17 protein-coding genes are annotated in these 23144 nt (G+C 41.7%); 4 read left to right on the top strand and 13 right to left on the bottom strand.

Annotation, left to right across the window (positions count from 1 at the left end; translation table 11 throughout):
* Window positions 1-3 precede the first annotated feature (3 nt).
* Entirely contained in the window at window positions 4-1395 is a 1392-nt protein-coding gene (asnS, locus tag HGR01_RS31045) for an asparagine--tRNA ligase (RefSeq protein WP_045868393.1), read from the top strand.
* 128 nt (window positions 1396-1523) lie between these two features.
* Here asnS and HGR01_RS31040 read toward each other — a convergent pair whose 3' ends face one another.
* From HGR01_RS31040 to HGR01_RS31005, 8 genes are all read right to left on the bottom strand, one after another.
* A complete protein-coding gene (locus HGR01_RS31040) occupies window positions 1524-2273 on the bottom strand; it encodes a hypothetical protein (RefSeq protein ID WP_045868394.1) in 750 nt (249 codons plus the stop codon).
* The gene (locus tag HGR01_RS31035; protein WP_052335068.1) at window positions 2270-3991 is read right to left on the bottom strand and encodes a protein kinase domain-containing protein; all 1722 of its coding nucleotides are present in this window, start codon (window positions 3989-3991) and stop codon (window positions 2270-2272) included. Before HGR01_RS31035 ends, HGR01_RS31040 begins: the two co-directional genes overlap by 4 nt.
* A 310-nt stretch (window positions 3992-4301) precedes the next feature.
* A complete protein-coding gene (locus HGR01_RS31030) occupies window positions 4302-4874 on the bottom strand; it encodes a DUF3727 domain-containing protein (RefSeq protein WP_045868395.1) in 573 nt (190 codons plus the stop codon).
* A 140-nt stretch (window positions 4875-5014) separates the two neighbouring features.
* Window positions 5015-5506, bottom strand: a complete 492-nt coding sequence (gene ruvX, locus HGR01_RS31025) for a Holliday junction resolvase RuvX (protein WP_045868912.1) — start codon at window positions 5504-5506, stop codon at window positions 5015-5017.
* 99 nt (window positions 5507-5605) lie between these two features.
* Window positions 5606-6841: a GNAT family N-acetyltransferase gene (locus tag HGR01_RS31020; RefSeq protein ID WP_045868396.1), complete on the bottom strand. Its 1236-nt coding sequence runs from the start codon at window positions 6839-6841 to the stop codon at window positions 5606-5608.
* A 218-nt stretch (window positions 6842-7059) separates the two neighbouring features.
* Window positions 7060-7260 carry a hypothetical protein gene (locus HGR01_RS31015; protein ID WP_045868913.1) on the bottom strand — a complete coding sequence of 67 codons (201 nt, stop codon included), beginning with the start codon at window positions 7258-7260 and terminating at the stop codon, window positions 7060-7062.
* 74 nt (window positions 7261-7334) lie between these two features.
* Window positions 7335-7496 (bottom strand): hypothetical protein, encoded by a 162-nt coding sequence (locus tag HGR01_RS31010; RefSeq protein WP_155539002.1) that lies wholly within the window; start codon window positions 7494-7496, stop codon window positions 7335-7337.
* On the bottom strand, window positions 7486-7893 hold the full coding sequence (locus HGR01_RS31005; RefSeq protein WP_045868398.1) for a universal stress protein: 408 nt from the start codon (window positions 7891-7893) through the stop codon (window positions 7486-7488). Before HGR01_RS31005 ends, HGR01_RS31010 begins: the two co-directional genes overlap by 11 nt.
* Before the next feature lie 90 nt (window positions 7894-7983).
* Between HGR01_RS31005 and HGR01_RS31000 the strand changes: the two genes are divergently transcribed.
* A complete protein-coding gene (locus tag HGR01_RS31000; protein WP_045868399.1) occupies window positions 7984-9186 on the top strand; it encodes a phosphoglycerate kinase in 1203 nt (400 codons plus the stop codon).
* A gap of 321 nt (window positions 9187-9507) precedes the next feature.
* Here HGR01_RS31000 and HGR01_RS30995 read toward each other — a convergent pair whose 3' ends face one another.
* The 5 genes from HGR01_RS30995 to HGR01_RS30975 form a co-directional block, all read right to left on the bottom strand.
* Window positions 9508-14517 (bottom strand): Ig-like domain-containing protein, encoded by a 5010-nt coding sequence (locus HGR01_RS30995; RefSeq protein ID WP_052335069.1) that lies wholly within the window; start codon window positions 14515-14517, stop codon window positions 9508-9510.
* 674 nt (window positions 14518-15191) lie between these two features.
* Entirely contained in the window at window positions 15192-15962 is a 771-nt protein-coding gene (locus tag HGR01_RS30990) for a pentapeptide repeat-containing protein (protein ID WP_045868915.1), read from the bottom strand.
* Between the two features lie 111 nt (window positions 15963-16073).
* On the bottom strand, window positions 16074-16217 hold the full coding sequence (locus tag HGR01_RS30985) for a hypothetical protein (protein ID WP_155539005.1): 144 nt from the start codon (window positions 16215-16217) through the stop codon (window positions 16074-16076).
* A gap of 62 nt (window positions 16218-16279) precedes the next feature.
* Window positions 16280-16474, bottom strand: coding sequence for a hypothetical protein (locus tag HGR01_RS30980; RefSeq protein WP_194007715.1), 195 nt, complete (start codon window positions 16472-16474; stop codon window positions 16280-16282).
* A 163-nt stretch (window positions 16475-16637) separates the two neighbouring features.
* Complete coding sequence (locus HGR01_RS30975) at window positions 16638-19820, bottom strand: hypothetical protein (RefSeq protein ID WP_045868400.1); 3183 nt, start codon at window positions 19818-19820, stop codon at window positions 16638-16640.
* A 664-nt stretch (window positions 19821-20484) separates the two neighbouring features.
* Between HGR01_RS30975 and HGR01_RS30965 the strand changes: the two genes are divergently transcribed.
* Window positions 20485-22380, top strand: a complete 1896-nt coding sequence (locus HGR01_RS30965; RefSeq protein ID WP_228045254.1) for a hypothetical protein — start codon at window positions 20485-20487, stop codon at window positions 22378-22380.
* 129 nt (window positions 22381-22509) lie between these two features.
* Window positions 22510-22974 (top strand): BON domain-containing protein, encoded by a 465-nt coding sequence (locus HGR01_RS30960; protein ID WP_045868401.1) that lies wholly within the window; start codon window positions 22510-22512, stop codon window positions 22972-22974.
* Window positions 22975-23144: the final 170 nt, after the last annotated feature.

The following is a 23144-nucleotide window of genomic DNA, read 5'->3' as shown; positions in this document are numbered from 1 at the left end:
ATTATGGTAAATCGACGAATTGTAGAAATATTGCGAAGTGGTGAACCTGATGACTCTCTCTTAGTTCAAGGCTGGGTGCGGACTAAACGCGAGTTGAAGGGGTTTGCTTTTATAGAAGTTAATGACGGTTCATCTTTGGCAAATTTGCAAGTTGTGATCAACGAAGATGTGCCAGACTACGAAGTGATTTTAAAAAAAGTCAATACAGGTGCGGCGGTAGAAGTAGCTGGTGTGTTGGTAGCTTCCCAAGGGAAAGGACAGCGAATTGAACTGAAAGCCGAAACCGTGAAAGTCTATGGTGAAGCTGATCCCGAAGTTTATCCACTGCAAAAGAAACGCCACTCCTTTGAATTTTTGCGTACCATTGGACATTTGCGATCGCGCACTAATTCTTTTGGTGCAGTTTTCCGCGTCCGCAATGCTTGTTCGACAGCCATTCACAACTTTTTCCAAGAAAGAGGCTTTTTGTGGGTACACACACCCATCATTACAGCTAGCGATTGTGAAGGCGCAGGCGAAATGTTTAGCGTCACCAGCTTGGATTTGAAAAATATTCCCCGCACAGACAACCAAGCTGTCGATTACAGTAAAGACTTTTTTGGTAAACCCGCATATTTAACTGTTAGCGGACAGTTAGAAGCTGAAGTGATGGCGATGGCGTTTAGTAACGTCTACACTTTTGGCCCTACCTTCCGTGCAGAAAATTCCAACACCTCGCGCCACTTAGCCGAATTTTGGATGGTTGAGCCAGAAATGGCATTTTGTGACCTTAATGGTGATATGGATTTAGCTGAGGCGTTTCTCAAATATATATTTAAATATGTGTTGGAAAAATGCCCAGAAGATATGGAATTTTTTAATCAACGCATTGATAATTCTGTATTAGCAACCGCAGAAAATATTATTAATAATCAATTTGAGCGTTTAACTTATACAGATGCCATCAAACTTTTAGAAAAAGCCGATTTCAAGTTTGAATATCCTGTTAGTTGGGGTCTGGATTTACAATCAGAACACGAACGCTATTTAGCTGAACAACTGTTTAAAAAACCAGTAATTGTTACCGATTATCCAGCGCAAATTAAAGCTTTTTATATGCGGTTAAACGATGATGAAAAGACTGTGCGCGCAATGGATATTCTCGCACCGAAAATCGGCGAAATTGTCGGTGGTTCACAACGGGAAGAACGGCTAGACGTGCTAGAACGGCGTGTATTAGCACAAGGAATGAAACCAGAAGATTTATGGTGGTATTTAGATTTACGTCGCTTTGGTTCTGTACCTCACGCTGGTTTCGGCTTAGGTTTTGAGCGCCTCGTGCAATTTATGACGGGAATGGGAAATATTCGCGATGTAATTCCCTTCCCTCGAACCCCTGAAAACGTGGAATTTTAATTTCATATAAAGCTACAAAAAAGTAAAGTAATAAGATGCATAAGGCTGGGAATTTCAACCTCATTAATGGCTAGAATAAAATTATGAATATTCACGCCTTAATGCATCATTATCTGTAGTTCAAAAACTTATTGATCAAGTATTTCCCGTCTGCGTCTCTCCCTTTCCTGCTGCTCTACTCTTGCCCGTGCTTCCGTATATTCTTGTACTGCTAGCCTAGATTCTTCTATCAATTGGTACTTTAAATTAACAGCAGGTTTTTCATCACCTAAAAGTGACATTAATTCTCGTCTTTTTGGTTTATCAAGTGTAAGAAACCATTTCATAAAAGCTGTTAAAATTTGCTCTTGGGAACCGGATATATCATCATAGGCAACGAAACAAGTAGGACAAACGTACACAAGATAAACTTTATCTCGCCACAGTACATATCTCATTTTTAGTCCCTGAGACATATATCCTCGCGTAACCTTACATTCTTGGCTAGATATATCTTTACTAGCAATACAATCTAAAATCTGAGTCGGAGAATATAAATTGTAATATACACTTTTATATGCTATCGTTCCAACCAAAACAGAACTGAGATATCCTGGTAATATTTCTCCTGTTGAGGAGAGCCAAGAGAATTTAGACAAAACTAAAGAGTAATGATATCTTGCTGATATACAATCTTTAATTGAATCGTTAACAGTAGCATCATTATCAAACCCCATTAACTTGTAATAATCGGAAGAAAGCGCATCTTTTTGACAACTTTTAGCAACGTTGGTCAGTATTTTCATATTAACCTGTGCATAACTGCTCATGGGTATTAACAATAATGCAGAGCTAGTTACAAAGAAAGTAATTAAACTTTTGAATACAAGTTTTCTCATTGATTTCCTTCTCTTATTACCTTTTCTAATTCATCTGATGCTTTTGGAATAGTATCTTTATACTCCCAAGGATTTTTAGTGTTAATTGCAGTATTATTTGGATTTACTACATCTTTTTTCTGTTTAACTGGTAGTTGCTGATTACTTCGGGCTTTTATAGTGTTTTTTTGTTGTGGCTTTGTTCGTAAAGCAGTGCGCTTGATCTGAGGTTTTTCAGCTTCTATTGCTTCCTGTTGTCGTTTGCGCTGAATTAAAAGTGCGTCTTGTCGCCTTTTTTGTACTAATAAATCATCTTGTATTTTTTTCTCCTTAATTAAAACTTCTAGCTTCTCCTTTTCGGCTCTAGCAGTAAATTCTCTTTTAATAGCCGCTTGTCTCTCTTGCTCTGCTTTAAAAGCAGCTTGACGTTTTTCTTTTTCTACTGCTTTGCTTTGAGGTTGTTCGGCTTCTACTGTTTCAGATACAGGTAAATTTAAAGGACTTATTGTTGGTTTAGGTTTAGCTTCATTTATAGTTTCTGGAATTTGGTTAACTGGTGAGGAAACTATACTAGGAATAGTAATTGGAATATTTTCTACAGGAGAAACTTGAGTTTTTATACTGGATTGGTTAATTGCTGTAATAGCAAAACCAGAACATAATATAACTCCTAAGCTAATGAAAAATTGCCCATATATTTTGCTTTTAGGAGTTTGCTTATAAGAAGTATTTAATGATTTTATGGCAGCAACTGATACAGTAGCTACAGAAGTCGATAACGCAGGAAATTTAACTTTGCTAGCTGATTGGAATATTCTTGGTTGATATAGTTTATGAGTGTTATGTAACTCTTTTTCTATATTTTGTAATTGCAGCAAAATAAATTGTGTATTTTGAGGCCGCTGGCTTGCGCTGGGAGCCATTAAATTGTCTATTAAGTCTGCAAAAAGTGGAGAAATATTTAATGCATATTTTCGCCAGTTCAATTCGTTAGTCAGAGGGTTATAAATTTCTTTATCTTGGGGTTCTTTACCTGTGAGTAGAAAAATAAAAGTTCGCCCCAAAGCGAAAAAGTCTGACTGTGGTACTGAATAACCATTTTGTTGCTCTGGCGGTGAATATCCTTGTGAAATGATTCTGGTATGAGAATTTCCTGCCAAAATAGTTGTAGTCACTTGTCGAACCGCTCCAAAATCAATTAAGACAAGCTGCCCACTAGGTCGTAACATGATATTCTGAGGCTTAATATCACGGTGAAAATATTGATGAGCGTGTAATTTAGTGAGAATTTCTACAAGTTGCTTGAGCCAATTGAAAGCTTGAGATTGAGAAATCGGTTGATAGTTATGAAATTCCATCCATTGCTCTAAATCTAAGCCCTCAATTTTCTCCATCACTAAGCAATGCAACGGGACAGAGCTATTTTTAGGTAAAACTGTAAAATAAGCATCTGAATCTACCCTGGGAATTCCAGGATTATCCAACTGGCTTAAAACTTTTGCTTCTTGCTGAAATAGTTCAATAGCTTTTAAATTATTCTCTGTTAGGACTTTTAAGACTTTAAGTGTACCTCCATCATCCACTTCAAAAGTCTTACCAAAGCCTCCATGTCCTAGTAGTTTCAGTACTTGATAGCGACCTTGCAGCAGAATATCTGACCCACAGTTACGGCAAATGCGGTTTTTTGCATTTGCTGGGTCAACAGATTTTGGGCAATGAGGATTGATGCAATAAGACATTTAATAGTAATAGAGTCCTCAAGCCATTGTTTTGTATTAATGGTTAGAGGTATCAGAATATAAATTTCTATTACTATAGTTCCCTAAAAATCTAGGCAAATTAACGTTGTCGTTATAACCTCAGCTTTTTACCCCTCTTTTAACCTGTCTGACTCGCTTCAAGGATAAAACGCCTGCTGGATTCCTTGATGGTGCGTTGCGCTTCGTGACAACACACCTTACAAAAGACCACCATAATCTTGTGATTTGGTGGTTTTGCTGTCTTTATTTAATTACGAATTACGAATTACGAATTACGAATTAGTAATTATTATTCGACTTCATTAAAAAGATGTTCTTCTAATAAAGGTTGTACCTTGCGGAATTCTTCTGGAGAAAGTAGTTCAGGTTCACCTGTGTTGGAAATGCGGGCAAAAAAGAGCAGGGGATCTAGTGGTGTATAAATGGCGTATTCCTGTTCTTCATCGTAGAAGCTAGCCAAGAGTTGTAATTGTTCTGGCTCTAAATCTGCTTCATCATCTTCGATTTCTAATGTGAACAGTTCTGAGTCTTCTACAGGAGGTAATTCGCCAGCAACTGTGAGTGCATAGGCGGTATTTTTTAACATGAGATTTTGCTCTGACAACACGGCTTGAGCAGTAGCAAAAATCTTTTCTAGAGTGTAATCATCTTCTACTAGAACGGCTTCTTCTTCCTCGTTTTCACCTTGCCAAGCAAAAATTTCTACAGGCGAATCCACAGGTAGAAGTAATACATATTCTTGCCCATCAACTGATAGGGAATGTTCAATGTAACAATCCAGAGTCCGCCCCTTGTCGTCAGTCAAGGTAATGGAACCAGCATTAGAGCGATCATTTTCGTCGGGAAATTGTGAGGAAAACATAGCCGAGATTTGGGACTTTATAAATAGCAGCAAATTTGGAGATCGTTTAACTATTTAATGACCGAATTGTGCCTGATAAATAGCTGGAGATGTAATACAACTGCCTGGTAATAGTTTTCAGAATATCATGTTAAAAGGTATCAATACTCAGCCGCTATTGCCGATTTATGAGATTGAGCGCGGCGAGCATCTAGCCATTGCTGCAAAATTAAAGCAGCAGCTTTGCGATCAATCAGAGCTTTGTGGCGTGATGGCGAGCGGTTTTCCGCCTTGAGCAGTTGTTTTGCTTGGAATGAAGTCAATCGCTCATCCACGTATTCCACAGGCAGTTGTAGGGCTTTAGCGAGCCTTTTGGCGAATTTTTGCACTTGACGTGCCTGAAAGCCTAAGGAACCATCCATTGAGTAGGGTAAGCCGATAACTAGTACTTGTACTTGACGTTGATTTACTAGTTGTCGTAGTTGTTCCACATCTTGTTCAAAAGATGTGCGCTCAATTGTGGTGATTCCAGTTGCGATTAAGCCTGTGCCATCACAACCAGCGACACCAATACGTTTACGACCGAAATCTAATCCTAAGGCTGAAATCAATGTTTGTGGTTGCTCCTGAGTATCAACTGAAGGTGGAAGAATAAAGTCTGAAATTAGCTCATCTATCAAGAGATATTAGTTAAATTAGCCACTAGGGGCAATTTTAAACCAATTAGCGCCTCATCTTTTATACTTTATCCTTCATCCTTTTTCATGCTGTGCATCTGCTGGTTCAGGCTGGCAAGATGCTTCAAAGGCAGCAGGTTCTGATTTAGTTGGCACTGTCCTCTCGGGCGATCGCGTTGGCAGTTGTGTCCATGACATCCCACCAGGGATAGGCTTACGGGCTGGTTGTAGTCCTTGCAACACTTCTGGCCATTGAATGCCTTCGAGGGAGACAAATTTTGACTCTCGTAATTTGTGCCATACTGAGCGAGACATAATTAAAGTATGTTCGATGCGTTTAGCTCCAATACGCTCTAAATACTCTTCTCGCTCTGGTTGATAATCGGAGGAAGCTAGTCGCAATCCTTGTTGGGGAAAATCTTGGACAATGCGCGCTAGCTGAGACAACAACTCAGGATACAGCCAAGTATAGGCAGGGTGAACCGTCAGGGTTGCTACGTGGGGGGTAATACCCTTGCGATCAAGTTGTACCTGAAAATGTCCGATCGCAGCTTTGCGTTGGGGTTCAAATACGTAGCCACTGACTACTTCTGTTTTCGTTACCCATTGTTTGACAGCATCACTTAAGGCTCCAAACAAACTCGTTTTGAAGTCACGGGTATTGCGATCGAACACCTGACGCACCAAAGGCGGCATTGATGCTGTATCTAATTGATAAAGCAACTGAGCATCAGCATTACTTATAGGCAGTAGGTTAGGCAAATCTGGCTCTGCTTGTGCCAATTCACTCAACAATTCCGGTTCGATTTCCCAGTAGGTCATTTCTGCCAACCGTTGAAATCCGTTTTGCCGATATAATGCTAAGGCTTCGAGGTCATTAACATTAACTTCCAGTATCCAAGTCCGTGCTTCGACCAGTGACTCAAAGCAATGCCGTAACAGTTGCGAACCTATTACTTGCTTATCTGTAGCACGGTCAAGCATCACCCGATCAACACGCCAAGTACTGCGGGTACGGTTGAACGGAGACACCTGAATCATTCCCAGCAGCATTCGCCCTTGCTCTGCTACGTAGGAACAAAATAGATACTGTAAAGGGTTGGGGAACCAACTTAAAAATTTCAAAAAGCCATACCAGCGTCGCAGCCATTGCATCTGGCGTGTGGCAGAATCAGCTCCCTTGGGAGTGAGAGCTGCGAATGACTCTTGATGCAGGCGTTCGATACCGTCCAAATCCCGGTATTGGACTGGTCGGACGATCACGCTGAGATTTCGAGGAAGTAGTGAAGTCATTTTAATTCGAGCCGCCATTAAGCCTTAATTAACTGCTCTTGCTGAGTAATTGCTGCAATAATAATATTAGCGGCTTTCCGCCTCTAGCTAGTGATCCAAAAGAGTGATCTTGCTGACAAAATACTGAAAATAAATAAAAAAAGCAGATTTGATGATAACACTCTTAGCATATATCAACAATATCCGCTTTATTTTTATGTAAATATTAAGTGAAATTAATTGAAAGTTTAAATAATTTACAAACCTTGCCGAGAAGCGAGCTTTTCAAAATAGGCTTGGGTTTGATGGAGTAATTGCTCTCGACTATCTTCTTGATTTGGCTTGAGAGGTGGAACCAGATTGCGAGCTTGTAAAGTCATGTGTAGCTGTAAATGGGCAACATACTCGCTAAAATCTTCATTTACTACACTTGTGCCCGTTAAGAGATTTGATTCCAATGCCACTGGTATTCTCCTTGATTAGTCTTGTGCAGTTTTTTCACATGAAAAAAAACTTATCACGTTGTTTAGCTTTACTTTTTATTTTGCAATGAAGTGTAATGTTGGGCATGGGGCATGGGGGATTGGGCATTGGGTAATTGGTAATTGGCATTTTTTGTGTCTTCCTCATCCTCCTCATCTCCCTCATCTGTTTCACCCTCCCGCTTCCATGCCCCATTCCCATTAAGGCACAATCAAAACTGGACAAGGAGAAAGATTAATCACGCGAGTGGTGACGCTATCAGTTGCTCCTTCATCAGTTAAGCCTAAACCCCGACAACCCATAATGATTAAATCTGCTGCAATTTCATCGGCAACATCACAGATAGTAAAAGCTGGTTTGCCTTGCCGTTCTAAAATTTCAGCTTGAATTCCTTGTTGAGAAAATAAAGTTTGGGCATTTTCTAAAAGTTTGGCTACCACATCTGGCGACACCATTGGATCGGCAACAGGTGCGTCTGTAGGTGGTTCTTCCACTACAGATAGTAGTACCAAACGACTACCATACTTCTGCACAACGTTGGTAACCACATCGGCAGCTTCTCTGGCTTCCCGACTTTGATCAATAGGAAATAGAACTGTCTTGAACATATCTCTCACCTCCGTACCCCGTACTCCGGTAAAATCTGGATGGTTCTACTTTCAAAACAATAACAAAAAGGCGATCAGGAGGGTCTGGCTGTGTCCAAAAAAACTTTAGCAAATTTATCTGCGACAGATGTATCTGGAAAACGTGCTTTAGTACGGGTGGATTTTAACGTACCTGTGGATGACCAAGGCAATATCACAGACGATACTCGGATTCGTGCCGCCCTGCCAACTATCCAAGATTTAACGCAGAAGGGAGCTAAGGTAATTCTAGCAAGCCATTTTGGTCGTCCCAAGGGCGTGGATGACAAATTGCGTTTGACTCCCGTTGCTAAACGGTTGTCGGAATTACTGGGTCAAGAAGTTATTAAAACAGACGATTGTATCGGTGATGATGTTGCCGCTAAAGTCGGTGCTTTACAAAACGGGCAAGTGCTGCTGTTAGAAAATGTCCGCTTCTACAAGGAAGAAGAAAAAAACGACCCAGAATTTGCTAAAAAGTTGGCATCCAATGCTGATTTTTATGTAAATGATGCGTTTGGTACTGCCCACCGCGCCCATGCTTCTACTGAAGGTGTAACTAAATTCCTTAGCCCCTCTGTAGCTGGCTATTTGGTTGAAAAGGAATTGCAATATCTGCAAAATGCGATTGAAAATCCCCAACGTCCTTTAGCAGCAATTATTGGTGGTTCCAAGGTTTCTAGCAAAATTGGTGTAATTGAAACACTGCTAGAGAAGTGCGACAAACTCATCATCGGTGGTGGAATGATTTTCACCTTCTACAAAGCCCGTGGTTTGAGTGTTGGTAAGTCTCTAGTTGAAGAAGACAAGCTAGAACTAGCGAAATCTTTGGAAGCTAAGGCTAAAGAACGTGGCGTTACCTTCTTGTTACCCACAGATGTAGTAGTAGCAGATAAGTTCGCTCCTGATGCTAATGCTACAACTGTCAGCATCGACAACATCCCTGCTGATGGCATGGGTTTGGATATTGGCCCAGACTCAGTAAAAGTATTCCAAGACGCGCTTGCAGATTGCAAGTCAGTAATTTGGAACGGGCCAATGGGTGTGTTTGAGTTTGATAAATTTGCTGTAGGTACAGAAGCGATCGCTCATACCCTCGCTGATATTAGCAAAACAGGCGCTACCACTATCATCGGTGGTGGTGACTCTGTAGCGGCTGTAGAAAAAGTAGGTTTAGCCGATCAAATGAGCCACATTTCCACTGGCGGCGGCGCTAGCTTGGAGTTACTCGAAGGTAAAATATTACCCGGTATTGCGGCTTTAGATGAAGCGTAATTACTAATTCGTAATTCGTAATTACGCTTAGGAATTCTTAATTACGAGTTATTTGTGATATCTCTGTGCTTATAAAAGCCAGGGATTAATAGCACTACTAAAGCAAACACTGCTGATCAAATACCCGACTTTTTGAAAAAGTCGGGTTTCTAACTCCCATTCAAGTAAGAGACATCCAAAGTCAGGTTAATCATAAAAAGTCCAGGGTCAAAAGCCAATTAGAATTTAGACTTTTGACCCTGGAAAAGTATTGTTGGATACTAGACGCGCATCAGCTAATTACAGCTTTTTGTCTCCTATTAGAGGTAATGAGAAAATTCACTACAATAAACCAGTAGTAAATTTCCAAGTATAGTTAGATGCAAGAGCATTGCCCGCTAAGTCCTTGACACCAGTGCTTCCGCCTTTGACCGTGACTGTAGAAGTAGACAAACTCAGTAAAGGAAGAATGGGTTTAAGTGTTGCCGTGCGATTAGTCTCATTATAAGTGACTGTAGCCAGTACACCTATGTTAAGTAAATTACGCAACTCAAAGTTAGTGCTATTAATCGTTGTTGAGTTGATCGGCTCACTGAAGGTTACTGTAACACTAGTAAAAATGCTAACACCAAATGCATTGTTACTAGGAGTAATAGCGGTTACAGTTGGAGCTGTAGTATCTCCCACAGTCGTAAATGACCAGGTGTAGTCCGCAGTCAAAGCATTACCTGCCAAGTCTTTGACACCAGTGGTTCCGCCTTTAATCCTGACAGTATAAGTAGTCGAATTTGCTAAAGCACTACTAGGTACCAGTGTTGCTGTACGATTAGTGGCATTGTAAGTCACTGTAGTAGTTACAAGTGTATTACTTGAATTCCGTAACTCAAAGTTGGTGCTATTAATCGTTGTGGAGTTAATTGCCTCGCTGAAGGTAGTTGTAATACTTGGGGAAGTGCTGACACCAGTTGCATTGTTGCTGGGAGTAGTAGAACTGACTGTTGGTGGCGTAGTATCCCCTACAGTTGTGAACGACCATGTGTAGTCTGTTGTTAAGGCGTTACCTGCCAAGTCTTTGATCCCACTGGCTCCACCTTTAATCCTAGCTGTGTAAGTAGTGGAATTTGCTAAAGCAGCACTAGGTGTAAGTGTTGCAGTCAAATTGCTACTGTTGTAAGCCACTGTAGCAGATTCAACTGTATTACTGGAATTCCGTAACTCAAAGTTAGTTGTATTGATTGTGCTGGAGTTAATTGCCTCGCTGAAGGTAGCTGTAATGATTGGGGAAGTGCTAACACCAGTTGCATTGTTGCTGGGAGTAGTGGAACTCACTGTTGGTGGAGTAGTGTCCCCTACAGTTGTGAACGACCAAGTGTAGTCCACTGTCAAGGCGTTACCTGCCAAGTCTTTGATCCCACTGGCACCACCTTTAATCTTAGCTGTGTAAGTAGTAGAAATTGCTAAATTACTGCTAGGTACCAGTGTCGCTGTGCGATTAGTGGCGCTGTAAGTCACAGTAGCAGTTACAAGTGTATTACTGGAATTCCGCAACTCAAAGTTAGCTGTATTAATTGTGCTGAAGTTGATGTCCTCGCTGAAGGTAGCTGTAATGGTTGTGGAATTGCTCACACCAGTTGCATTATTGCTGGGGGTTGTGGAGCTTACTGTTGGTGGGGTGGTATCCGTCGCTATGCTGGGAATAAACAGAATGTCAACCCAATAGTTAGCTGACTGGAAACTAGAATCTGGGAAACCGCCACTATATTTGTAGATACCGTTACTGCCACTTTCGCCATCGCGTAGCAGGTATAGTGGGCCGTTACTAATTCCAGAGTTAGCAAAGTATCCTAAATCTACAGCATAGTTCCCAGCAGGAGCATAGTAAGAAGCTACGTAGACGGTATTAGCAGTAATCTGCACTGGATTAGTAAAGTTTACTGTTTGCCAACCAGAGGTAGTTTCATTGGTGAAGGTTGCTGTAGCTAACTGCTGACCATTACTGCTCCACAGGGTACCAGTATGGGTGCCTGTATTGCCAACACCTTTGTAAAAGCGTACGCCAGTGATGTAGCCATTAACATTCGAGCGAAATTTGACTCCTAACTCTACAGCATTGCTGTCTGAGAATGATGGGTTTGCTGGAGTTGCGGAATTGTTCCAAATACTCTGAGGAGTTTGGTTTGCTGAAGTGGCGAATGACCAGCTGTAGCTTGTTGCCAAGGCATTACCTATCACATCTTTAACACCAGTAGCTCCACCTTTAATTGTTGCAGTGTAGGTAGTAGCAGTTGCTAAAGCGTTACTGGGCGTAAGTGTGGCTGTGCGATTAGTGGTGTTATAGGTAACTGTTGCAGGTATCAGTGTATTGCTGGAATTACGCAACTCAAAATTAGTTGCATTAATTGTTGTTGAGTCTATGGACTTGCTGAAGGTGGCTGTAATGCTGGCAACAGTACTTACATTTGTTGCATTGCTGCTGGGAGTTGTGGAACTGACCGTTGGAGCAATGTTATCAGAGGTGTATGTAGCAACGTAGGAACCGCTATTTCCTGGGAAAAAAGCATACTCAACCCCTTTAATTATAGAGGTAGTATAGCTAACATTATTATTACCATTGAGCGTAATATTGCCGAGTGTTAAATTACCAGAGAGCATTGGCAGCATTGCCTGCAAACCATTGGTATTACTGCCCTTGGTGATTGTAAAACTCAGATTGTTATTGTTCCATGCCAAGGAGCTAAAAGACGAACTGTTGCGACCATCGAGCCAAGTTAGAACTTGTTTGGCAGAGACAATTGGTATACTACGGGCTAGCGATGAACTAACTACAGCATCAGAAACTGATGAGTTAGCAAAATCAGTATGGGCGTTAACGTTGAATACACCATAATACCCCTCTGTACCGATCGCGCGATCAAGTAGGGTATCGATAGTGTAAGGGTAGGATTGTCCAGATTCATCTGTTAATTGGGTAGGTGCGCCAAACACATCAATCATTGCGCCGTCTTGGTTAACAAAGCGCATAGGCATACCAGAACCAGTAAAGAAACCAGGACGGTCTGTAATCCAAGTAGGTGGCCAATAGTAGTAAGTAGTATCTAATCTAATGCCATTATTCAATTCAATTTGTGGTGTACTGAACCAATCACTCCACACCAAGCAGTGATGACGTTGGGTTTTAGGGGATTCAATGCTGGTGTACTTACTAGTAAAGCTGCTTAGTTGCTGTGTATAGGCGATAGGTAATGAGCTAGCTGTGTAATCCGCACAGTTTGTATTTATGTGTAAAGCAACTTCAAAGCCCCCATCAATATTTACATATTGATTGGCTTGGACATTAGTTAGGGGTGAGTTGGAATAGATGTATGAAGTACCCCGGATACACTGCCAATCATCAACGGAACAACCAGCTGGACTGAGGGATTTAAATTGGTCAAACCTGCTAGCAGTACCTCCATTTGCATGGTCGTCACCACTCATCAGCACAACTGCCTTTTTACCATGAGGGAAATACCAGAAACGGGGTAGGGGTTTTTTTGGCAAGTTCATTTGCAGAATTAAGTTTGCCAGCAAGCGTTGTTGTTCATCAGCCTGGGGAATAGCAACCTTGTTGAGGTCTACCCAATCAGCTTGAGGATCACCACTCTTATTTCCGAAAAATAAGTCATCAGAGCGAATAGGTGAGAATCCATCTCGTTCTTGTTCAGCCCATGCTGGATTACCTTGACGAGTGAGGACAATAGAACGAGCTAAGTCGTAAGTAAATGCAGCAGCTTGTCCTCCATTACTACCAACACTATGGAGGGTAACCGCAGGATTAGAGGTTGATGTTGTGGCATTAGAGTAAAGTGTCGCTATACTGTCAGCACCATTCAGGGTATAGCGGTCAGCAGTTCCATGAAACTGCATAGTCTGATTGACAATGCCTTTGCCAGCAGAAGTGGAGTTATTAACTAGCAAATAAGCATTTGCCAGTGTGGATGCAGCATCCGTTAGCCCCAACAATCCTGCTAGTTGTTTGTCAGGATGCATAGCAATTAGATTTCCCCCACTTGTCACCCAGTTAGTGAACATTGTTGCCTGAGCCGATGTCAGGGGCATTTCACTGAGGATGACAACATCATAGTTAGCCAATGTTGACGATGAAACTGATGAGATGTCACTGACATTGAACAGGTTCAGCCCTTCGGTGCGGAGAATCTCGGCGTAATAGTTGCTAAAGGGATTAGCAGCAGATGTAACTATGAGAATTGGCCCGCCTGGTGGCGATGGAATTGCTGCCATCAGCGTGGCTTTAGGAGTTTGAATCCTTCCTTCCCTTGTAGATGTCAGAGGTTTTTGCGGGGATTTGAGAACTTTGTTGCGATTCGATGGGTTTGCTACTTGCTTAGGACGAATAGGTAATAAGTTGTTTAACTTTACTGTCCTTTCACGTACACCACTATTCAAATTCCACCAATCTACATCTCCATTGCGGCTACCACTAGCAAAGCTTGTTCCATCTGGGCTGATAGCAACTCCTGTAACAGCATCAACTGTACTTAGGCGTAAGCGTAGCCCACCATTTTTGGCATTCCACACAAAAATTGTGTTTTCATCACCACCTGCTACTAAACTTTGCCCATTGCGACTGAAAGCAATCGTCTTGAGAGGTTTAGTAGCATCACGAAAAACTTGTATTTCTCTAGCATTAGCCACATTCCAAAGTCGAACTGTACGATCCTGACTGACACTAGCTAGGTTCGCACCATCTGGACTAAAGGCTAATCCTGTAACTGCATCTGCATGACTAGCTAAGGTTTGAAGTTTTTGACCTGTAGTTAAGTTCCAAAAGATGACGGTACCGCCTGTGTCTCCACTCGCTAAAGTCTTGCCATCTGGACTAACGGCCAGAGTGTTGACAAAATTTCTGTGTCCTTCTAGAACCTTGGTGAGTTTGTTAGTATTTACATTCCATTGAAAAATCTTTGGATCTTCACCACTAGTAAATAAAGTCTGACCATCAGGACTCATTGCAAGTGTTCTCGGAGGGTGCTCTGGGCCTTCCAATATCTCACTTTCTTCACCTGTAATGAGGTTCCAAAATCTCACGACAGTGTCTTTACCAACTGTCCTCAAGATTTTGCCATCTGGACTGAAGACTGCGCCACTTACAGGTGCACCAAAGTGTCCTGGTAAATTCTTCATCAGATTGCCTGTTTTTGTGTCCAGCAAAGCAATCTGACTGTCGCTGACCCCAGTCGCTACTGTATTTCCATCTGGACTAAATGCGATCGCTGTTACTTCTCTGGGTTTTTGTAATGGCTGTGTTTGCGCTACTGTATATCCATGAAAATTCCCTATAAACAATATCACTAACAATGAGCAAATAAATAATCTCAAGTAATGAAAAAATTTTCTTCTCATACCTATCTAGGTACTATTCAAGTAACATTGAGATTATCCAACCAAACAACATTTTTTACAGATATCTTTATAAGAAATATATAAAAACCCGCATATATAATGTTTATTTTTATATAACACACTTCGCTATAGCAAATTACCAATTTTTCAGGAACATATGATGATCAATTAACATGCAAATATACTGATAAATGCATACTCTATTAAGAGTATATTATGTCATGACTCTTAGATAATAAGACTTTAATCTCCTATTCTTGCTAATTTTGATGCTTGATGTTTATCAGAGATAATAAATTTTGCAAACCAAAATTACAGTCTCATAGCTGTAGAATTCTGAAATTTAATGAATATTTTTCGTATTCCATATTCAGCGAAGAGCGATATGATAAATTTCCTGTAGATAACCTATGACAGCGCTCAATCGCTATCAAATTGATATTTGATAGAAGATAAAATATGTATAGCTTAATTCCTTTGGCGTGCCCATGAAATGAATTTTGGCGATCGCACCAAATTAGCTTTGTCAGTCCACTATGGTGAGATACCACTGACTCAAAATTTGCAGCACAGATACCCGACTTTTTCAAAAAGTCGGGTAGCAACTTAAATCAAGATATTTCTTAAAACGGGAAGAATTGCAGCAAAACTGAGCCAAGACTACCAATAAAGTCAAAAAAGCTGGGTTTACCGACGCTGACTTTACCATCTGGGGGCGTTTGCAGTTCTTTAATAAAAGCTTGGGATGTTTGGATTCCAGAACTATTTTGCTGAGATGTAAACAGCTTTTCGGCTAGTTGAGCATCTTGAAATGCGCCTTTGCGGTCTAGTATTTGGTAACGGGCAATACCACGTGCTAAGTATGCGCCTGCGTAGTCGTCTTTGACGACGATCGCTTGGTTAAAATAATCAATGGCTTGACGGACATTGCCTTTTTGTCCTTCGGCTACACCCCAAGCATAAAATTCTTCTGGTGTGGCAATTTGCGCTGGTATCCCCACAGCACCTTGCAGGTAAGTACTATTAAGATTGACTCCAGTTAATTCTGCATTTGCTAAATAGCTATTTCTTAAATCTGCACCTGCTAAATTTGCTCCCGCTAGTCTAGCGCCACTCAGGTTTACACCAAATAAACCAGCACCACTTAAATTGGCTCCTCTTAAATCAGCACCGGTTAAGTTTGCACGGCTGAGGTTAGCACCGGCAAGATTAGCACCGCTTAAATTGGCTCCTGTTAAGTCAGCTAATACCAAACCCGCATTTGTGAGGTCACAATTCTGACATTGTTTACTTGCCAATAATTGTCTAATATGTTCAGAATTTGCAGCTTGGGCGCTTGTTGTGTGGCTGATTATAGTTAAGAATACTGTTGTGGCTAGAAGTTGGCTTTTCATAATCGCTGCCGCCATATTAGTTACTCAATACTCAGCTGACGCTGAGAAATATTTATACTTCAGCTTATGATATGGGCAATATCAGCCATGTGCCATCTGTAGTATCATCAATTACTCAGCTACTTGGCTAACAGTGAACCCTGGATGCTCTAACTCAATACTGCTAGTGGTCTGGGTTGGCGCTGACCAACTCATTTTGGTAAATAAAACAAGACTTAACGTGAGGCCTACTGCTAATAATAATTTTTCCGACATAATAGTCACTCCCCACACCTGCCAGGCGATCGCTGAAAGCTTCAGCTTATGTATCAGTATGATTAATTTTGTACACAAGCTAAGTGACAAGTGCGGATATTCCCTGTGATATATATCTCACAGTGTGGTGATTGCGATCGCAGTTTTTGCTGTTGACGGTTGACTGTTGACGGTTGACTGGGGAAGAATTTTTTGTTAGTTGTACGCGATGATCGCGTCTGTTTGCATAAATAAACCTGCTTACAACCAGAAATCAAGTTGAAGCAGGCTTAGTTGGTGTTCCATGAGTTCCGCCGGATCGGCTGACGGAATTGAATTATATATAGATGATGAGTTGGATAGGAGGATTAGGATTTGGTTAAGGGAAAAAGGATAAAACCTTTACCCTTTCCCCTTTAACCCTTCCCCCTTTCCCATCCCTTAACCGATGAAGTTTAAACCACCTGTGGCGGCGATCACTCCAGCGATCGCACTTGCAACTAAGGAAGTGAAGGCTGTACCAAATAGCCACCAAGCTGCACTGGCGACAGTTTTCTTGGTTTCTTCAACTTGCTTTTTAGCTTGGTGTTGAATGGCTTTGATGCGCTTTTGTGCTTCCTCTTGAATGCGTTCGGCTCGATGTAAGACGCGATCGCGTGCGGCTTCGATGCGGTCGATAATACCGTTAGCATCTTCCTCGGAAATATCTGAACGCGAACTGATTAGCGCTACTAAGGTGTCACGATCAAAATGGCTGAGGCGATCGCGTAAGGCTTCAAATCCGGCTTGTGGATCGTCGAAGACTTTAGCAAAGTCTTGTTGAATGCTTTCATAGTTGAGTTCGGGACGATCCAAGGAGTTGAGATAGTTGCGGAATCTGTCAAAAACTCCATTAATGACTGATTGTACTCGTTGCTGAATCTGCTGATATTGTTTGCCCAGGGATTCGCTAATCGACAAGATTTGATCGACAATGCGGTTGGCTTCTTCTTCCGAGATATCTTCTCGTTGAGATAGCAAAGCTACAATTGTCGAACGGTCGAATCTAGATAAGCGTTCAGCTAAATTCCCAATACCCAATCTTGGATCTTGCAAGAGTAATTGCAAATCGCGCTTGATACTATCGGGGTTGAGTTCTTCTTTGTTGGTGTGACGCAGGTAATTTTCCAGAGTCTTTTCAAAATCTATTACCCGTTGGCTGGTGCGGTTGACTAAGCGTCGTGGTGCTTTGACTATACTATTAATCGCTTCTTGAACTTGGTCGATAGTGCGATTAACTTGTTCTTCGCTTAAGCCTTCCCGTTGACTCAGGAGTTGTACTAAGGTATCACGGTCAAATTGCGAAAGGCGATCGCGTAAAGCCACAGCACCTTGTTGTGGATCTGAAAGTAAAGTTTCTAAATCTTTTCTAATACCTTCGGGGTTGAGTTCTTCCAAATTGGTATTGCGGAGATACTCTGCAATTTTGGTACTAGTTTGTTCGTATTGTTCTTTGGCTTTATCTGCAACGGCTTGGGGTGCTTGCAAGATATTATCTCTGACACCTTCTAGCTGATGGATAATTTGATTAACTTGGTCTTCGCTCAAATCTTGACGCTGAGACAGCAATTGCACAAATGTATCTCTGTCAAATTGCGATAAGCGTTCTTTCAAAGCCGCAAATCCCGCTTGTGGGTCTTCGAGTAAAGTTCTAAAATCGCGCTTGATACCATCAGGATTCAGTTCATCCTTATTAGTATTCCGCAGATAGTCTTCTACTCGTTGGCGCAGTTCCGCCGTTTTCGCTTGTGCTTGTTCTTGCAATTCTCGCGCACTATTTAAGATAGAATCGCGAGTGCTTTCTAGTTGACCAATAATATTATTGATTTGCTCATCGTCAATATCTTGACGTTGCTGGAGCAATTGTACAAAGGTATCGCGGTCAAATTGCGAGAGGCGATGTCTATCGACAAGCCGCTGCGCGTCTACGCTTAATTCTGCAAATGCAACTTGCGGATCTTGGAGTATCTCTGTGAAATTACGCTCAACATTTTCCGGTTTGAGTTCGTCTTTTCCAGTTGAACGCAGATAATTTTCCAACTGACTACGCACATCTTGCCATTTATCTTTTGCGCTTGACTGTTGGACAGTTGCTAAAACTTCTTGGCGAATACTTTCTAACTGCTGAGAAATTTCTTTGATTCTAGCTTCGCTCAGATCATCTCGCCGACTTAGCAAGCTGGTAATATAGTTTTCATTGATTTCTTCCAACTCTCGGCTTGTGGTTGCTGGATCGGCTTGTGGATCGTAGATGAGTTCTTGGAATTCATCTTTGATTGTCAGGCGATTGAAATGCCAAGGGAAAGAATTGGAAATGTAATCTTCCACATCCGCTTTAATATTGTTGCGGTTGGATGAAGGTAATTTCTCAGTTATTTGTTCGGTAGTTTTATCGGTAAAACTTTGCAGTTCGTGGGTAATTTTCTCAACATCGATATCTTGAACTTTGTCTTTCAGTTTTTGTAACTGATTGGTAAGTTTGCCGATATCTACAGTCGAGAAATCCACTCGATCCAACACTGCGGGAATAGCAGCACCTACGCCATATTGAGCCGCTTGCTTCAATACACCATTGCTACCATTCCCATTACCGCTACCATTTCCGCCAACTGTTACTAATTCCTGCAGTCGTTCGCCTAATTTTTCTGAATTTAATTCTTCAGGGGTAGCCGATTTCAGTAAATTAATTACTTGCTCTGTGGGATTTTTCCGAGATGATGCTTGTGTCCAAGCAGCTTGCAATTGGTCAGCAATTTTATTGATATCGCCAGCCGATAATTTGGTGCGATTGCTAATTAAATCCACAAATGTTTGCCGATTGACATTGCGTAGCACATCACTATTAGCGATGCTACCAAAATCAACATCACTGAGGATCTTATCAAATTGTGAGCGAATATCTTTTAAATCGAGGTTTGGTATTTGCAGAGAACTTAAGGAACTTTGCAAGGTATTCCTAATGTTATCAGGGTCAAAACCCGAAGTTAATTCTCGCCGCACAGCCGCAGTGATTTCTTCAGCAGTAGAAACCATTTGTCTTTGCGCCATACTTGCACCGATACCCGCAGTTGCTGTACCTGTTAGGGTTTGCAAACCAGAAGTCAAGGTAGAGGCGAGAGAACCAATTAAAGAACCGATTGCTGATGAGCCAAACCAAACTACCAATGAGAAAAAGGTAGACCAAATAACTACACCAATGATGGCTCCAAAAAGGGCACTTTGAATTAAACTCAGTTTTACTGCTAGAAAACAAGCAATAAATAAGGCGATACTAGCAGAAACTAATGCCCACAAACCTACTTTCGCTTCTACTTTGCGAATTGAATGTCCCAAACTACCTGAGCTATCGTCATCATCTGGATCATTATCCCAAGATGAAATCCCTACAGCTACAGAAAAATTTGTGAGCAATAATTGAAAGGCTAAAGCCATCAAAGTACCAGCCAAAAAAGCCACTAAAAATTTAGGGCTTGAAAAGACAACAGACATTCTGCCTGGACTGATAACTTCTGGTATGCTATCTGTGCTTGTGATGCCTAAAGGTAGCCAGCCCCATCTCAACATAGTTTCAAAACTTTGAAACATAGTATTTTCTCTCTTACGTTCGATGGTTCAATGCCATTTTTCTAAAACATCGATTCATTTATTAATAATTAACGCTTTTGTCAGGTAGGCAATTGTGTACTATTTCTTTCCCAACTTAATTTATAGATAATGCCTAACCTGCGGTTTACCAAATATTAAATCGCTGTTAGAAGAAATGGCTTAGTTATCAGTGTAAATAGTAGTTATGCGAGCCTACACTTTCCTAAGTAATAAATCTCTGGGTCAAAAGTGGTATCTCCCATTGAATAAGTATATATAACATTCAAATTTCAGGCAGGAAATAGTTTATTGAATGGCTACCATTAAAACCAAATTTTTATGTAAATTTTTGTTTCGTCAAGATAAAAATAAAATTATTAAAATTTATGTAATAAAACACCAAGGTGTCATATTGAAGCAGTAATAAAAATAAATTGCTCCAGCAAAATATGCTGCAATGTACATAAAATTGAATGCGAAAATCCTTGCATAGAAAGCAATATATTAAAGATAAATTTCGCTTATTTAAAAAATCTATATCCAATGATAGAGGAATAATTTCTCCCAAATGATTGATGAAAAGCAATTTTAAAAAAGCCTAAATAGTCTTAGCTGAAGCTTAATAATTTTGTTGTTTAAGTAATTTTCTTATTGGGAGAAAACAATGGCTGTAGTTAGAAGAGCTATAGGTGTATTTCATAATCGTCATGATACTGAACAAGCATTGCGGGAATTGAGCAATTCTGGCATACCAATGGATAGAGTTTCTGTTATCGCCAGAGAAGGCGATCGCCACGGTGATATTGCAGGAACTCCCGTTACAGAAAAAGTTGGCGATAAATCTGATGAAGGTGCAACCATCGGTGCAGTTTCTGGTGGTGCTTTGGGCGGTTTAACTGGCTTATTGGTAGGTCTTGGTACTCTAGCCATCCCTGGAATTGGCCCTATCATGCTGGCTGGTGCAGCCGCCACAGCTTTAGCCACAACCGTTGCAGGTGGTGCAATTGGTGCAGCCGCAGGTAGTTTACTTGGGGGATTAATTGGCTTAGGAATTCCCGAAGAACGCGCCAGAATGTATAACGAACGCGTAGAACGTGGTGGCTATCTAGTAATTTTTGATGGTACAGAAGAAGAAATTGCTAGAGTCGAACCCATTCTCCGACGCTGGAATATTGATGAGTTTAATGTTTTTGATCGCCCCACTAGCGAAAATGTAGCTAGCGATCGCGTTGCGCCTGTTGCGCCTGTCGGTGCTGTAGGTACTCATAGAGATGTTCGCGCCAACAAACGGGCGATAGGTGTATTTGCTCATCGCCGTGATGCAGAAGCCGCACTCACAGAATTGCGTGATGCAGGCTTCCCCATGAGCCGAGTTTCGTTGATTGCTAAAAACAACGATCATGATCACATTGCGGGTGTAAATACTGGTGTAGATAGAAATGTTGGCACTGGTAATAAAGCCGATGAAGGTGCCAAAGCAGGTGCAGCTACAGGTGCAGCATTGGGCGGTTTGGGTGGCTTATTAGTTGGTCTGGGTGCATTAGCCATTCCTGGAGTCGGCCCTGTAATTGCAGGTGGTGCAGCAGCCACAGCCTTAGCTACAGCAGTCACAGGTGGTGCAATTGGTGCAGCCGCAGGTGGAATTACAGGTGGACTCGTTGGCTTAGGTATTCCCGAAAACCGGGCGCGAGTTTATAGCGATCGCTTCAACAGAGGCGACTACCTCGTAATCGTTGATGGTACAGAATCGGAAATCCATCAAGCTGAAAGTATTCTCCGCCGCCGAGGTATTGAAGATTGGGCAGTATACGATGCTACCGATATAGACAGAGTGCATCACCACCACGACAATCACGACAGACCAGTTGGAGATGTTCGCACTAACAGAAGAGCGATAGGTGTATTTGCTCACCGCCGCGATGCAGAAGCTGCACTCACAGAATTGCGTGATGCAGGCTTCCCCATGAGCCGAGTCTCGATCATTGCTAAACACAACGATGGCGATCGCATTGCGGGCGTAAATACTGGTGTCAACACTGGTGTAGATAGAAATGTTGGTACTGGTAATAAAGCCGATGAAGGAGCCAAAGCAGGTGCAGCTACAGGCGCAGCCTTAGGTGGATTGGGTGGTCTATTAGTTGGTTTGGGTGCATTAGCCATCCCTGGAGTCGGCCCCGTAATAGCAGGTGGTGCAGCAGCCACAGCTTTAGCTACAGCAGTCACAGGCGGCGCAATTGGTGCAGCCGCAGGTGGAATTACAGGTGGCTTAGTTGGCTTAGGAATTCCCGAAAACCGGGCGCGAGTTTATAGCGATCGCTTCAACAGAGGCGACTACCTCGTAATTGTTGATGGTACAGAATCGGAAATCCATCAAGCTGAAAATATTCTCCGCCGTCGTGGTATCGAAGATTGGGCAGTATATGATGCTACCGATTTAGACAGAGCACATCACCACCACGATAGAACAGTTGGCGATCGTACTCACCCCAATTATGTAAGTGATGTTGCCACAGACGAGCCTGCTGTAGTCATCATCGATCGCCGCGACGAAACCCTATAATCGCGCCTCTGCATGAAAGGGAAAAGGTTAAAGGAATGCCATTTCCCCTTCACCTTTTCCCTTTCCCCCTCCTTCTTCTCTCCCACACACATCAGCACAATTAACCCTTCTTATACCAAGAGTAAACAAATGAAAAAGCTAACACCGTTCTTAATTGGCAGTCTTCTAATTTTTGGTGCTGTTGCTTGTGATAATGGTGCTAAAACTAGTGAATCTGCTCCCGCCAATCCTAACGAAGCTGTACAAGCACCTAGCGCCAAAGCCACAGAAGCAGCGCAACAAGATGCTCAAAGCGAAACTCGCCGCAGACAATTAAACTCTGATATTCGCGCCCGTGAACAACGCAATAACACCACTGGCGGCGATGCAGAAAGAGCTACAGGCGACCTAGCCAGTGAAGTTCGCTCTAAATTAGAGGCTAACATCCCCAATGGTGCTTTAACAGTTGAAGCAGCAAAAGATGGTACTGTGACTGTTGGCGGAACTGTTAACAATCAGCAACAGTTAGCTAAGATTGAACCTTTGTCAAAAGAAATTAAAGGTGTCACAAAAGTAGTAGTTAAAGCCGCAGTTGCTCCACCTAAGCAACAATAAATTATCCATCGGCAGCTGGATTCATAAATCGCCCAAATGAATTTAACTAGTTTGTAGTTAGCACTTTAGTACTTAAATCTTGCACAACTGAAGTTATGACTACAAACTAATTCACCTTCCTAAATAGGGTGCAATGCACATAACCCCAAAATCTAAATTACAGGTTTAAT

The sequence above is a fragment of the Tolypothrix sp. PCC 7712 genome, from assembly GCF_025860405.1.
GTDB classification, from domain to species: Bacteria; Cyanobacteriota; Cyanobacteriia; order Cyanobacteriales; family Nostocaceae; genus Aulosira; species Aulosira diplosiphon.
This window is presented reverse-complemented; position numbering and strand designations above follow the sequence as displayed.